General features: G+C 72.6%; 11 protein-coding genes and 1 pseudogene. 6 read left to right on the top strand and 6 right to left on the bottom strand.

The window, feature by feature from the left end:
* Window positions 1-191 precede the first annotated feature (191 nt).
* On the top strand, window positions 192-3,536 hold the full coding sequence (locus CXR04_RS12380) for a tetratricopeptide repeat protein (protein ID WP_199850446.1): 3,345 nt from the start codon (window positions 192-194) through the stop codon (window positions 3,534-3,536).
* A gap of 463 nt (window positions 3,537-3,999) precedes the next feature.
* Here the strand turns inward: CXR04_RS12380 and CXR04_RS36885 are convergent.
* Window positions 4,000-4,215: pseudogene (locus CXR04_RS36885) on the bottom strand (hypothetical protein); the annotation flags it as partial.
* 4 nt (window positions 4,216-4,219) lie between these two features.
* A complete protein-coding gene (gene mca, locus CXR04_RS12390) occupies window positions 4,220-5,092 on the bottom strand; it encodes a mycothiol conjugate amidase Mca (protein WP_101421931.1) in 873 nt (290 codons plus the stop codon).
* 112 nt (window positions 5,093-5,204) lie between these two features.
* On the opposite strand from mca, the gene CXR04_RS12395 reads away from it, so the two are divergent.
* Together CXR04_RS12395 and greA are read left to right on the top strand one after the other, a co-directional pair.
* Window positions 5,205-5,615: a DUF4307 domain-containing protein gene (locus CXR04_RS12395; RefSeq protein ID WP_101421933.1), complete on the top strand. Its 411-nt coding sequence runs from the start codon at window positions 5,205-5,207 to the stop codon at window positions 5,613-5,615.
* A gap of 146 nt (window positions 5,616-5,761) precedes the next feature.
* A complete protein-coding gene (greA, locus tag CXR04_RS12400) occupies window positions 5,762-6,259 on the top strand; it encodes a transcription elongation factor GreA (RefSeq protein ID WP_101421935.1) in 498 nt (165 codons plus the stop codon).
* Between the two features lie 90 nt (window positions 6,260-6,349).
* On the opposite strand, the gene CXR04_RS12405 is transcribed toward greA, so the two are convergent.
* The 3 genes from CXR04_RS12405 to ilvA all read right to left on the bottom strand — a co-directional run bounded on the left by CXR04_RS12405 (window position 6,350) and on the right by ilvA (window position 9,782).
* Window positions 6,350-7,156 (bottom strand): ABC transporter permease, encoded by an 807-nt coding sequence (locus tag CXR04_RS12405; protein WP_199850626.1) that lies wholly within the window; start codon window positions 7,154-7,156, stop codon window positions 6,350-6,352.
* 47 nt (window positions 7,157-7,203) lie between these two features.
* Window positions 7,204-8,223 (bottom strand): ATP-binding cassette domain-containing protein, encoded by a 1,020-nt coding sequence (locus tag CXR04_RS12410; protein WP_101421939.1) that lies wholly within the window; start codon window positions 8,221-8,223, stop codon window positions 7,204-7,206.
* A 335-nt stretch (window positions 8,224-8,558) separates the two neighbouring features.
* Window positions 8,559-9,782, bottom strand: coding sequence for a threonine ammonia-lyase (ilvA, locus tag CXR04_RS12415; RefSeq protein WP_101426329.1), 1,224 nt, complete (start codon window positions 9,780-9,782; stop codon window positions 8,559-8,561).
* 258 nt (window positions 9,783-10,040) lie between these two features.
* Between ilvA and CXR04_RS12420 the strand changes: the two genes are divergently transcribed.
* From CXR04_RS12420 to CXR04_RS12430, 3 genes are all read left to right on the top strand, one after another.
* Window positions 10,041-10,631, top strand: coding sequence for a MarR family winged helix-turn-helix transcriptional regulator (locus CXR04_RS12420; protein WP_234380198.1), 591 nt, complete (start codon window positions 10,041-10,043; stop codon window positions 10,629-10,631).
* Window positions 10,632-10,731: 100 nt separating this feature from the next.
* Window positions 10,732-11,214, top strand: a complete 483-nt coding sequence (locus CXR04_RS12425) for a sigma factor-like helix-turn-helix DNA-binding protein (RefSeq protein ID WP_101421941.1) — start codon at window positions 10,732-10,734, stop codon at window positions 11,212-11,214.
* Window positions 11,211-11,465, top strand: a complete 255-nt coding sequence (locus tag CXR04_RS12430) for a hypothetical protein (RefSeq protein ID WP_101421943.1) — start codon at window positions 11,211-11,213, stop codon at window positions 11,463-11,465. The genes CXR04_RS12425 and CXR04_RS12430 overlap by 4 nt, the downstream gene beginning before the upstream one ends.
* 157 nt (window positions 11,466-11,622) lie before the next feature.
* On the opposite strand, the gene CXR04_RS12435 is transcribed toward CXR04_RS12430, so the two are convergent.
* Window positions 11,623-12,768, bottom strand: coding sequence for a cystathionine gamma-synthase (locus CXR04_RS12435; RefSeq protein ID WP_101421945.1), 1,146 nt, complete (start codon window positions 12,766-12,768; stop codon window positions 11,623-11,625).
* Window positions 12,769-12,805: the final 37 nt, after the last annotated feature.

A 12,805-nucleotide genomic window follows, 5' to 3' on the forward strand; every position in this document is an offset into this window, starting at 1 on the left:
ACCCGCCGGTCCGTGTTTTCCCCCCTCCCCAATTCCGCTTGAGGACCGGGTACGCGGTGATATCAGCTCTTCATTCACCGCGTCATCCGGCCGAGTTATCCACAGGGGGATGCCGAATGCCCGGGAAACGCGGAAGACTTGGCGGTGCAAGACAACTGCACGAGCGAGCGACGGGTATGGGAGGGGAGCACATGCCGGGCACAGCATCCCGACTGCGCGACAAGCATCGGGGGGAGGCGGAGCTTCTTCTCACCCGCGCGGTGGAAGAAGAAGTGCGCCGCTCCGGTGGCCGGACCGACGGCGTGGTGCTGCTCGGCCGGGCGCGGGCGGCGCTGGACGACATGGCGGAGCGCGCCACCGAGGAGTACGGGGCGTATGTGCGCGCGCTGGACGAGGCCGCCGCCGGCAGGCGCTCGCTCGCCGAGCGCTTCACCCCGCAGTCGATCGGGCCCGCCGTCACGGCGACGCTCACCGCCGCCGCCATCGCCCTGCTCGTCTCCGCCGAAGAGGGTCTGGGCTCCACGGCCGCGCTCTGGACCGGGGTGGCGGCCGGCCTCGCCGGGCTCGCCGCGGGCCTGGTGCAGATCTGCCTGGCCCACTGGCTCTCGGGTAACACGCGCTCGGGCGCCGCCCGGCAGCCCGGCGGCCCGGAGCAGCTCCGGCTGCAGTGGCTGACGGCGCTGGAGCTGCGCGGCGTGCGGCCCTTCTTCGACCAGCAGCGCATGATCTCGGCCGCCACCCGCACGGGCAGCCGCGCCGAGCCCGCCGCCGACCGCCCCCGGCCGAGCACGACCGGCGGCGGGGGTACGGACCGCGAGCCCCAGTCGCGCCGGAACCGCAGCCAGGAGGCGCGGCAGCGGGCCACCCTGGAGCAGTCCTACCGCCAGCTCCCCGAGGCATCCCGGGTGTACGTGGGCCGCAAGGCGCAGCTCACCCAGATCGCCGGCTGGGTGCAGCAGGGCCGCGCCAGCACGGAGACCAAGCCGACCGTCGTCCTGCTGCACGGCCCGCCCGGCGCCGGGCGCACTACGCTCGCGGTCCGCGCCGCCCACCAACTGCGCGAGCAGTTCCGCGCCGCCGTGGTGGTGGACCTGCGCGGGGAGAGCCTGGGCGAGGACCCGCTGCCCACCCGGGACGCGCTGCTGCACCTGCTCAACCGCCTCGGCGCCCCGCGCGACCAGCTCATGTTCCGCGAGCGCCCGGCGCACGACGCCCAGTTGCGCCGGCTCATCGAGCTGTACCACCAGCATCTGACGTCGCTGCCGGTGTCGATAGTGCTCGACGACGCGGTCGACGCCGAGCAGGTCCGGCTGCTGGTGCCGGAGCGCTCCGAGAGCCTGGTGCTGGTGACCTCGCGGGAGCGTCTTGAGCTGCCCGACGACCTCGACGCGTGGGTGCACCACATGCCGGTCGAGGGCCTGGAGCCGACCGCGGCCGAGGAGCTGCTGAGCGCCATGGCGCAGGGGACGGAGGGCGCGGAGCGCTCCGCCGACCCGTACGACGCCCAGTCCACCGACCGCATCGGGGTGCTCTGCGGCGGGCTGCCGCTGGCGCTGCGCATCGCGGGCTCCGCGCTGGACGGGCGCAGCCTCGTCGGGCTCGCGGAGGCGCTGGACGCCTACGGTCCTGTGGGTCCTGTGGAGCGCGCCCTGTGGCTGCGCTACGGCGACCTGGCGGAGCCGACCCGGGCGCTGCTGCGCCGGCTGTCGCTGGTCGGCCGGGCGAGCCTGGGTGCCGCGGCCTGCGCCGCGCTCCTCGACGTCGGCGAGGAGGAGGCAGGCAAGCGGCTGACGGCGCTGGCCCGCGCCGGGCTGGTGGAGCACGTGCGCAGCTCCCGCTTCCGGGTGCACGACCTGGTGCGCCGCTTCGCGTACGCCCGCCTGCTCGACGAGGAGGACCCCGAGGTGCGCGCCGCCGCGCACGAGCGGCTGATCCGCAGCTACGCGGAGCTGGCCGACTCGGTGATCCGGCTGGTCGACGGGCGTACGTCGACGCGCGCCGACCGGTTCGGCTCGCACGGCTTCACGTCGCTGGACTCCGCGCTGCGCTGGCTGGACGACGAGCAGAGCTTCATCACCGCCGCCCTGCGGCACGCCGAGGGCGTGGACCAGGCCGCCGTGCTGCATCTGCTGGGCGCCCTCGCGGACTACTGCCTGCTGCGCGGCGACCTGTACCGCCTCGGCGAGCTGAACGAGCTGACCAAGGCCGCCGACCAGGGCCTGCTGATGCGCTCGGTGCAGTGGCGTACGGGCGTCGCGGCCCGGCAGCTCGGCGAGCTGGACAAGGCCCGCTCGACGCTGTCCTCCGTGGTCGACCTCTACCGCGAGGCCCAGCACTCCGCCGGCGCCGCCCGGGCCCTGCGCGACCTGGGCATCACCCTCCAGCAGCAGGGCAGCCTCCGCGAGGCGGAGGCGAAGCTGCGCGAGGCCCTGCAGATGCAGCAGGGCGAGAACATGCGCGGCGACCGCGCCTGGACGCTGCACGCGCTGGCGGCCGTCCTGCGCGACCGCGCCCAGTTGGGCGACGCGCTGACGCTGCTCGACCAGGCGCTCGCGCTGCACCAGGAGAGCGAGAGCGTCCACGGCCAGGCGTGGGCGCACTTCCAGCTCGGCCAGGTGCAACTGCGGATGGGCGACGTTCCGGGAGCCGAGGTGCAGTTGGAGGAGGCCCTGGAGCAGTACGCGCGCACCCGCGACGGCCGCGGCGAGGCGTGGGCGATGACGCAGCTCGCCCGCGCCCGGCTGGTCGCCGCCGACCCGGCCACGGCCGTGACGCAGCTCAAGGCGGCCCTCGCCCGGCACCGGGAGAACGACGACGCGCGCGGTGAGGCATGGACGCTGTACTACCTGGGCCAGGCCCAGGAGGGCGCGGGCAAGCGGGAGTCGGCGGTGCGGGCGCTGGAGCGGTCCCGCTCGATGTTCAGCCGCATGCGGGACGTGTACGGGCTGGCCTGTGCGCGGCACCACTCCGCGCGGGTCACCCGCGACCTGCGCGCCGAGCAGACCGGCACGCTGCGCAACAGCGGCTTCGCCCGGCAGTTGCTCCAGGACGCCAGGCAGGACTTCCGCCGGGTGGGCGTGGCCCACGGCGAGGCGTGGTCCTGCATCGAGCTGGCGGTGATCGACGCCGGCAACGGCCGCGCGGGGCAGGCGCTGGAGCTGGTGGACACGGCGATAGACCTGTTCGGCGGCATCGGTGACCGGCGGGGGGCCACGTGGGCCCGGTTCCTGCGCTGCACGCTGCTGCCGTTCGCCTCGCCGGGCGGCTCGGTGGTGGGTGCGGCGGTGGCGCAGCAGGAGCTGTCAGAGCTGCTGGACGAACTCCGGACGGCGACCGCGGGGCGCCGCGGGGTGGTCGACCCGGCGCTGGAGGACTACGCGGAGACGTTCCAGCTCGTGCTGGAGCGGGGCATGGAGCCGGAGACGGGCTGGCAGGCGTGGCGCCTGGGGATGGTCCCGAGCCGACACGCCCGGGAGGTCATGGGCGTCCCGCTGGACGGCGCGGCCTCCGCGGGCGACGGCGCCCTGGCGGGCTGACCGGCGGCCGGCAGGCTCAACGGCGGCCCGGAGCCGGGCGGGGACTACAGACCGGCCGCGGCCGATGACGCTCCGGCATAGCCAGGCGCCGACCGCGCCTGGCACCCCGGCTCGGCGTACCGGACGGCTCATACGTACGGCGCGCCGACCGGTGCCGGTGCGGACCCGGTCCGTACCGGCCACCGGTCCGTACCGGCCACTGGCACCTGTCAGCCCAGACGCCGTGCCCGCCGCCGACGGGCGCGAGGGCCGTGCCCGCCTGCCGTCGTCAGCGGCGGCGGCCGACCGGCTGCTTGTCGGCCTCCGGGCTCTCTGCCGGCGCCGGGGTGCGCGGCGACTCGCCCCGCGGGCTGTCGTCGCGCGGGGCGCCGCCGCGGGGCGCGTCACCGCGCGGGGCCGACCCGCGCGGTGCGTCCCCGCGGGGCGCGTCGTCACGCGGGTCGCCCCCGTCTCCCGGGCCCTCGCCCTCCGGGCGGGCGCCGCCCGGACCGGCGTCGCCGCGGTCGGTCTTCTCCTTGAAGTCGACCTGGCCCAGATGTCGGTTCATGCTCTTCAGCAGGAACCACACCGCGACGCCGAGAAGCGCGAAGACGATGAAGCCGAGGACGCCCGGCGTGACCTTGTTCTTGTCGAGCTCCTCCGCGAGCGGGACGAGATCGGCAGCCAATGTGGTGTTCACACGCTCAATTGTCGCGGATGCCGGCGAAGAGGTCGTCCTCGGGGAGGGAAGTATCCACGAGCGACTTCGCCAGCTCGTACTCCTCGGTGGGCCAGACCTCCTGCTGGACCTCCATGGGGATCTTGAAGAACGGCCCGTCGGGGTCGATCTGCGTCGCGTGCGCGATCAGCGCCTTGTCGCGGATCGCGAAGAAGTCGGCGCACGGCACGTACGTCGTGATCGTGCGCTCCTTGCGCTCGAACTCCTTCCACCGCTCCAGCCACTCCCCGTACGGCGACTCCAGCCCGCGCGAGAGCATCGCCTCGTGCAGCGCGACGGTCCGCGGCCGGTTGAAGCCCTGGTTGTAGTAGACCTTCAGCGGCTGCCAGGGCTCGCCCGCGTCCGGGTAGCGCGCGGGGTCGCCGGCGGCGTCGAAGGCGGCCATCGTGATCTTGTGGGTCATGATGTGGTCGGGGTGGGGATAGCCGCCGTTCTCGTCGTAGGTCGTGATGACCTGCGGCTTGAACTCGCGGATCAGCCGGACGAGCGCCTCCGCCGCCTCGTCGACCTCCTGCAGGGCGAAGCAGCCCTCCGGCAGCGGCGGCAGCGGGTCCCCCTCCGGCAGCCCGGAGTCGACGAACCCCAGCCACGCCTGCTTCACGCCGAGGATCTCCCGCGCCTCGGCCATCTCCTTGCGCCGTACTTCGTGCATGTTCTTCTCGATGAAGGCATCGCCCTGAAGCTTCGGGTTCAGGATCGACCCCCGCTCGCCTCCCGTGCAGGTGGCGACCAGGACCTCTACGCCCTCCGAGACGTACTTGGCCATGGTGGCCGCACCCTTGCTCGACTCGTCGTCGGGGTGTGCGTGGACGGCCATCAGCCGCAGGTCATCGCTCACAGATTCAATCCTCGGTAACAGGTCGTCTAGGCAGGCTTCTATAGTGACTGAGCGGACTGACAATTCATTCCGCCGTCAGCCGCAGCCAGCCGCTCTGCCGGGAGGGACCATCATGGCCGGTGCGCCCCAAACGCTGCCCGAGGGCCGTTACGGCCGCTCGGACGACACCCGTGCCGACCGGCGGCTGAAGGTCATCGGCGCCGTGTTCGGCGCAGCCCTGCTCGGCTTCGTGGCCTGGGGCGCTGTCGACGCGACGGCCGGTTCCAAGGCGTCCGGGGAGCTGATCCGCTTCCAGGTGATGTCCGACACCGAGGTCCAGGCGCACATCGAGGTCCGCAAGAAGGCCGACGTCGACGCCGTCTGCACGCTGCGTTCGCTGGCAGCGGACAAGTCCGAGGTGGGCGTGCGCGACGTGCGCATCGACGAGCAGAAGACCCGCGTCGACACCGTGGTGTCGATCCGGACCACCGGGCGCGGCGCCAACGCCGAGCTGGTCGGCTGCAAGGCGGCCGACGAGCGATAACAGTCGCCGTCCCGCTGCCGGAATTGTTACGATCGTGGTTTCGCCCCACCCACGAAGGCGCAATTCTTCTGGGTAGGGCGATTGCTGCATCACAGACGCATGAGAACTTCCCCCAGCACCAGAACCACCACCGACAAGGAGCACCTGTGACCCAGACCAGCGACAACGTCACCTGGCTGACCCAGGCGGCGTATGACCAGCTCAAGGCCGAGCTGGAGCACCTGTCGGGTTCCGCACGCAGCGAGATCGCCAAGAAGATCGAGGCGGCTCGCGAAGAGGGTGACCTGCGGGAGAACGGCGGGTATCACGCCGCCAAGGAGGAGCAGGGCAAGCAGGAGCTGCGCGTGCGCCAGCTTCAGCAGTTGCTCGAGAATGCGAAGGTCGGCGAGGCCCCGCCGGACGACGGTGTCGTCGAGCCCGGGATGGTCGTCACGATCGCCTTCGACGGCGACGAGAGCGACACCCTCACCTTCCTGATGGCCTCGCGGGAGTACGCGAGCGGGGACGTCGAGACGTACTCGCCGCAGTCGCCGCTGGGCAGGGGGGTCAACGGCAAGAAGATCGGCGAGGAAGCGAGCTACGAGCTGCCGAACGGCAAGAAGGCGATGGTGACGATCCTCAACGCCAAGCCGTACGCAGCCTGACCGCGCGTCGGACGCAGCAGCCCATCGCGAAGCCCCCGGCGGGAACCGAGATTCCCGGACCGGGGGCTTCGACGTGTGCCGCGGGGCGCGTTACCCGGCGGAGTTGCGGTACTTCCGCACCGCCAGCGTGCGGAAGAGCGCGATGATGGCGACCGAGTAGATCAGCGAGGCCAGCACCGGGTGCTGCATGGGCCAGGCGTCGGACTGGCTGACGCCCGGGTTGCCGAACAGCTCGCGGCACGCCTGCACGGTCGCACTGAAGGGGTTCCAGTCGGCGATGTGCCGCAGCCAGGGCGTCATTCTGGTGGAGTCCACGAAGGCGTTCGAGACGAACGTCACCGGGAAGAGCCAGACCAGCCCGCCGGACGTGGCCGCCTCGGGCGTACGCACCGACAGCCCGATGAGCGCCCCGACCCAGGTGAAGGCGTAGCCCAGCAGGAGCAGCAGGCCGAACGCGGCCAGCGCCTTCAGCAGGCCCTCGTGGAACCGCCAGCCGACCAGCGCGGCAACGAGGGCCAGCACCACCAGCGTCAGCGCGGTCTGCACCAGGTCGGCGAGGGTGCGGCCGGTGAGGACCGCGCCGCGGGCCATCGGCAGCGACCGGAAGCGGTCGATGAGCCCCTTGTGCATGTCTTCGGCTATACCGGCGCCGGCCCCCGCGGTGGCGAAGGTGACGGTCTGGGCGAAGATGCCGGCCATCAGGAACTCGCGGTACACCTCGGAGTTCGTGCTGCCGCCGACGTTCATGGAGCCGCCGAACACGTACGAGAACAGCACCACGAACATGATCGGCTGGATCAGGCCGAAGATGACGACTTCCGGGATCCGGGACATCCGGAGCAGGTTGCGCTTGGCGACGACCAGCGAGTCGCGGGCGGACTGGCTGACACCCCCCAGGGATGGTGACGCCGTGGGTCCGGGGCGCGCCGGGGCGGTCGAGGCGGTCACTTGTCGGTCTCCTTCGCGGCGTCGGCGGCGGCCGTGGGGTCGCTGTCCTCGGTTGCCTTCCCGTTCCCGTCCTCGGTCTCGGCCGCGTGGCCGGTGAGCGAGATGAACACGTCGTCCAGCGTGGGACGGCGCAGCCCGATGTCGTCGATGGCGATGCCGCGCTCGTCCAGGTCCCGGATGACGTCGGCGAGCAGCCGGGCGCCGCCGCTGACGGGCACGGTGAGCTTGCGGGTGTGGTCCGCGACCGTGACCTCGCCCTGGCCGAGGGCGCCGAGGACCTCGCTGGCGGCGAAGATCTCGTCGCGCTGGTGCACGACGACCTCGACGCGCTCGCCGCCGGTCTGTGCCTTGAGCTCGTCGGAGGTGCCGCGCGCGATGACGCGGCCGTGGTCGATGACGCAGATGTCGTGCGCCAGGTGGTCGGCCTCTTCCAGGTACTGCGTGGTGAGCAGCAGGGTCGTGCCGCCCTTGACCAGCTCCTGGATGACGTCCCAGAGCTGCTGGCGGTTGCGCGGGTCGAGGCCGGTGGTCGGCTCGTCCATGAACATCACGGGCGGCTCGACGACGAGCGCCGCGGCCAGGTCGAGCCGCCGGCGCATGCCGCCGGAGTACGTCTTGGCGGTGCGGTCCGCGGCGTCGGCGAGGTTGAACCGCTCCAGCAGCACGCCCGCGCGCGCCTTGGCGTCGCGCGAACTCAACTGGTAGAGCTGGCCGACCATCTGGAGGTTCTCGCGGCCGGTCAGATACTCGTCGACCGCGGCGAACTGGCCGGACAGGCCGATGGATCTACGCACCTCGTTCGGATGCTTGAGGACGTCGATCCCCGCGACCTCGGCGCGCCCGGCATCGGGTCGCAGCAGCGTGGTCAGCACACGGACGGCGGTGGTCTTGCCGGCCCCGTTGGGACCGAGCAGGCCCAGAACGGAGCCTTCGGGGACGTCGAGATCGACGCCGTCCAGTGCCCGCACATCGCCGAAGTGCTTGACCAGCCCTTCGGCGTGGATGGCGCCTGGCATAGAGATCTCCCCAGGTTGGATGGAAGTCGGTGGTGTCGGACGGTCTGGCGGCACTTCTCAATAAATGTCAGACATGGGCGGACGGGCGGACAACAGCAGGAGAATAGAACACGCGATATATCGCGTCAAGTCGCGAGTGACAGAGTCGCGTGGGGTGGGTGAATGGTGGGCTGAGGGAGGTGTGTGCGCCGATGCGCGTCGTTGCGTACGGGCCGGACCTGCGGCGCCGCGGCGCGCGTCCGGTGCGTCGTGCGCGGGGGCGCTCCGTGACGCGTGATGCCCGTGGGGCGTGGTGGGCGTCGGACAGCGCTTCGTGCTCGCCGTACTCGTGTGTGTCAGGCAGTCACCGTGTACCCGGCTTTCCGGAGCGCATCGAGCACTCGTTCACAGTGCTCCCGCCCCTTCGTCTCTAGCTGTAGCTCGACTTCGGCCTCCGAGAGCCCGAGGCGCGGATCCGTCCGCACATGGCTCACGTCGAGGACGTTAGCGTCCGCCTCTGACAACACCCCCAGCAGCGTCGCGAGCACCCCCGGGCGGTCGGTCACGCGCAGCCGCAGCGAAAGGTACCTCCCCGCCGCCGCCAGGCCGTGCCTCAGGATGCGCTGGACGAGCAGCGGATCGACGTTCCCGCCGGAGAGCACCGCCACCACCGGACCGCCCCCGAAGGCCGCCGGATCGGACAGCAGCGCGGCGACCGGAGCCGCTCCGGCCGGCTCGACGACCAGCTTCGCCCGCTCCAGGCACAGCAGTACCGCGGCGGACAGCGCGTCCTCGGAGACCGTACGCACCTCGTCCACGTACTCGCCAATGATTTTGAAGGGGACGTCGCCCGGCTTCCCGACCTGGATGCCGTCCGCCATCGTCCCGAACGACTCCAGCGCCACCGGCCGCCCCGCCGCGAGCGAGGGCGGATACGCCGCCGCGTCCTCCGCCTGCACGCCGATGATCCGCACGTCGGGCCGGACCGCCTTCACCGCCACCGCGATCCCGGCCGCCAGGCCGCCGCCGCCGATCCCCACCACGATCGTCGACACCTCGGGGCACTGCTCCAGCACCTCCAGGCCGACCGTGCCCTGGCCCGCCACCACGTCGGGGTGGTCGAAGGGGTGGATGAGGACGGCGCCGGTCGCCGCGGCATACGACTCCGCCGCCTCCAGCGTCTCGTCGACGACCTGCCCGTGCAGCCGTACGTCCGCGCCGTAGTCCAGCGTCGCGGCCACCTTGGGCAGCGGGGCGCCGACCGGCATGAAGACCGTCGAGCGCACGCCGAGCAGCGATGCGGCCAGGGCGACGCCCTGCGCGTGGTTCCCGGCGCTGGCGGCGACCACGCCGCGGTGGCGCTGCCCCTCGCCGAGCCCGGCGATGCGCACGTACGCGCCGCGGAGCTTGAAGGAACCGGTCCGCTGCAGGTTCTCGCACTTCAGATGGACCGGCGCGTCGACCAGCCGGGAGAGGAACCTGCTGCCCTCCAGCGCAGTGACCCGTGCGATGCCGGCGAGGATGTTCTGTGCGTCGCGAACGTCGTCCAGACTGACGGCACCGGCCGCGGCTGCGCTCATGGCCACAGTCTCGCACGCTGAGATGACGCCGGGTTTTCCACAGGGGGTTTTCCACAGGCGGTACGGCAATCGGCGGGGCCGCGTAATCTGTGGCCCAGTTCGAATCCGATGTTCACCCCCCGTCCCACGGACCGACCCGCGCCCGCGTCCGTGCCCCCACCTGTATCCACAGCCATCCGTTCGCACCCCCTGCCACCGTGTCCGTGGCGGCAGCCAGATCCGCAGCCAGTGAACGTCCTCACGAAGTGAGCACCGTCCATGCCCTCCCCGCCTTCTCCCACCGACACCCCAGCACCGGCCGACCTGCTGAGCGACCTGCAGCACCAGTTGGCCGTCTTCGCCCGCCGCGCCGAGCAGACGCGCCTCGCCGGCGCCGGGCAGATGCGCAACACGATGGACCGCGCCGCCTACCTGCTGCTCAACCGCCTCGAACAGCACGGCCCCACGGGCGTCAAGGCCCTGGCCGCCGGCATGGGCATCGACTCCTCGACCGTGACCCGGCAGGTCGCGCCGCTCGTCGACGGCGGGCTGGTCGAGCGCGCCACGCACCCCGAGGACGGCCGCGCGGTCGTGCTGGAGCTGACGGCGCTCGGCAGGGCGCGGCTGCACGAGGTGCAGGATTCACGGCGCGAGCTGGTCGCACGGCTGACCGCCGACTGGACGCCGATGGAACGGGCCACGTTCTGCACCCTGCTCACGCGGTTCAACACCTCGGTCTCGCAGGCCAACGCCGGGCAGCAGGAGGGCCGGCAGTCCGGCCGCCAGGACGGGGAGGAGAGCGAGGAGGAGAGGGGCAAGGAGAGCAGGGGGCGGGACGGCCTGGGCGGCCCGCGGGGCGGGGGCGACTGACGACGTCAGGTGCTCTGCCGACGTTCGGTGCTGCCGACATCTTGACCCCGGCGCCCGGCTGCCGTCCTATGGGATCGAGGGCGGTGAAGGGAGCAGCGCTGTGCGTCAGCGGCGCTCGGCACAACAGCGCCGCCGTGCCCTGGAGTTCGAGACCTTCTGCGCGGGCGCGGCCGGCCGGCTGCTGCATGCCGCCCAACTGCTCACCGCCGAGCCGCCGGACGCCGCCCCGCAGGCCGAACGGCTCCTGACCCAGGCCCTGGCCCGTACGTACGCCCGCTGGGACCGGCTGCGCGGCGAGGATCCGTACGAGACGGCGCGGCAGCAGCTCGTCGCCCGCTACGCGCAGACCTCCTGGCGCTACCGCCGCACCACCGGCGGCCTGCTCGACCGGCTGTCACCGCAGGAGCGGCTGGTGCTCGTGCTCCGGATGTCGGAGGGCGTCGCCGAGGAGCAGACCGCGGCCGCGCTCGGGCTGCCGCCCGAGCGGGTCCACCAGATACTGATGCGGGCCAGCGCCGCCATGCTCAGCCGGCACACGCCGGCGGCCCCGGGGCGTACGCGACGGGAGGTGGCGACGCCGTGATCTCGATCACCGCCCGCAAGGAGCAGGCCGTGCGCGACCTCCTCGACGGCCCGCACCCCGCCGTGCCGCCGCAGCTCGCCGACCTGGCCGCCGCGCGCGGCCGGCGGCTGCTGCGCCGCCGGACGCTGCTGCGGTCCGGGGTGTGGCTGCTGCTGGTCGCGGCGCTGGTGGCGCTGACGGTGTGGGCCGTGGTGAGCGGCGCGTGGGTGGACCACCCGGCACAGACGACGCCGGACTTCGACGGCTGGTGAGACCGCGCGGCCGGCCCGCGGGCGGGGACGGCCCCGATGCCCTCGGGGCCGGTGCGTCAACGGGGCGGTGAACACCGCGCCTGGTGCGTCTCGGCCTGGTCGAACCAGGTCCGAGGTGTCCGGGCCGGGCGTGTCCCGGCCCGGTACGTCCCCGTCCTCAGCCGCCCAGGGCCTGCGTGAGGTCCGCCAGCAGGTCGTCCACCGACTCGATCCCGACCGACAGCCGCACCAGGTCGTCCGGCACCTCCAGCGGCGACCCCGCCGCCGAGGCGTGCGTCATCCGCCCCGGGTGCTCGATCAGCGACTCGACGCCGCCCAGCGACTCCCCGAGGATGAACAGCCGCGCCCGGTTGCAGACCTCGACCGCCGCCTCCTCGCCGCCCTCGACGCGGAACGACACCATGCCGCCGAAGTCGCGCATCTGCTTCGCGGCCGTCTCGTGCCCGGGGTGGTCTTCGAGGCCCGGGTAGTACACGTGCGTCACGCGCGGGTGCCGGTCCAGCATGTGCGCGACGCGGGCCGCGTTGGCGCTGTGCCGGTCCATCCGTACGGCCAGCGTCTTGATGCCGCGCAGCACCAGCCAGGCGTCGAACGGCCCGGCCACCGCGCCCATCGCGTTCTGGTGGAACGCCAGCCGCTCGCCCAGCTCGCGGTCGGCCACGACGAGCGCGCCGCCGACGACGTCCGAGTGCCCGCCCATGTACTTGGTCGTGGAGTGCACGACGACGTCGGCGCCGAGCGCCAGCGGCTGCTGCAGGTAGGGGCTGGCGAAGGTGTTGTCGACGACGAGCAGGGCGCCGGCCTCGTGCGCGACGGCGGCGGAGGCGGCGATGTCGGTGATGCCGAGCAGCGGGTTGCTGGGCGTCTCCACCCACACCAGCTTCGTACGGTCGGTCAGCGCGGCCCGTACCGCCGCCGGGTCCCCGGTGTGCGCGACCGAGAACTCCACCCCCCAGCGCGACGCGACCTGCGCGAAGAGCCGGAAGGAGCCGCCGTACGCGTCATCCGGGATGACCACGTGGTCGCCGGGGGTGAGCGCGGTGCGCAGCAGGCAGTCCTCCGCGGCCAGGCCGGAGGCGAACGCGAGGCCGCGGGCCCCGCCCTCCAGCGCGGCGAGGTTCTGCTCCAGGGCGGTGCGGGTGGGGTTCGCGGAACGGCTGTACTCGTAGCCTCCGCGCAGGCCCCCCACCCCGTCCTGCTTGTACGTGGACACCTGGTGGATCGGCGGTACGACCGCGCCCGTCGCCGGGTCGGGCTCCTGGCCCGCGTGGATGGCGACGGTCTCGAAGCTGGGCTGGCTCATGCGGCCCGAGGATAAGCCCTGGAGGGGGGCCGCTGCG

The sequence above is a fragment of the Streptomyces sp. CMB-StM0423 genome, from assembly GCF_002847285.1.
Classification (GTDB): Bacteria; Actinomycetota; Actinomycetes; order Streptomycetales; family Streptomycetaceae; genus Streptomyces.

Coding starts and splice junctions, on each gene's coding strand:
- CXR04_RS12420 (WP_234380198.1), top strand. CDS start 10,041: ATGCCCTCCCCGCCTTCTCCCACCGACACCCCAGCACCGGCCGACCTG.
- ilvA (WP_101426329.1), bottom strand. CDS start 9,782: ATGAGCGCAGCCGCGGCCGGTGCCGTCAGTCTGGACGACGTTCGCGAC.
- CXR04_RS12410 (WP_101421939.1), bottom strand. CDS start 8,223: ATGCCAGGCGCCATCCACGCCGAAGGGCTGGTCAAGCACTTCGGCGAT.
- CXR04_RS12380 (WP_199850446.1), top strand. CDS start 192: ATGCCGGGCACAGCATCCCGACTGCGCGACAAGCATCGGGGGGAGGCG.
- CXR04_RS12395 (WP_101421933.1), top strand. CDS start 5,205: ATGGCCGGTGCGCCCCAAACGCTGCCCGAGGGCCGTTACGGCCGCTCG.
- CXR04_RS12435 (WP_101421945.1), bottom strand. CDS start 12,768: ATGAGCCAGCCCAGCTTCGAGACCGTCGCCATCCACGCGGGCCAGGAG.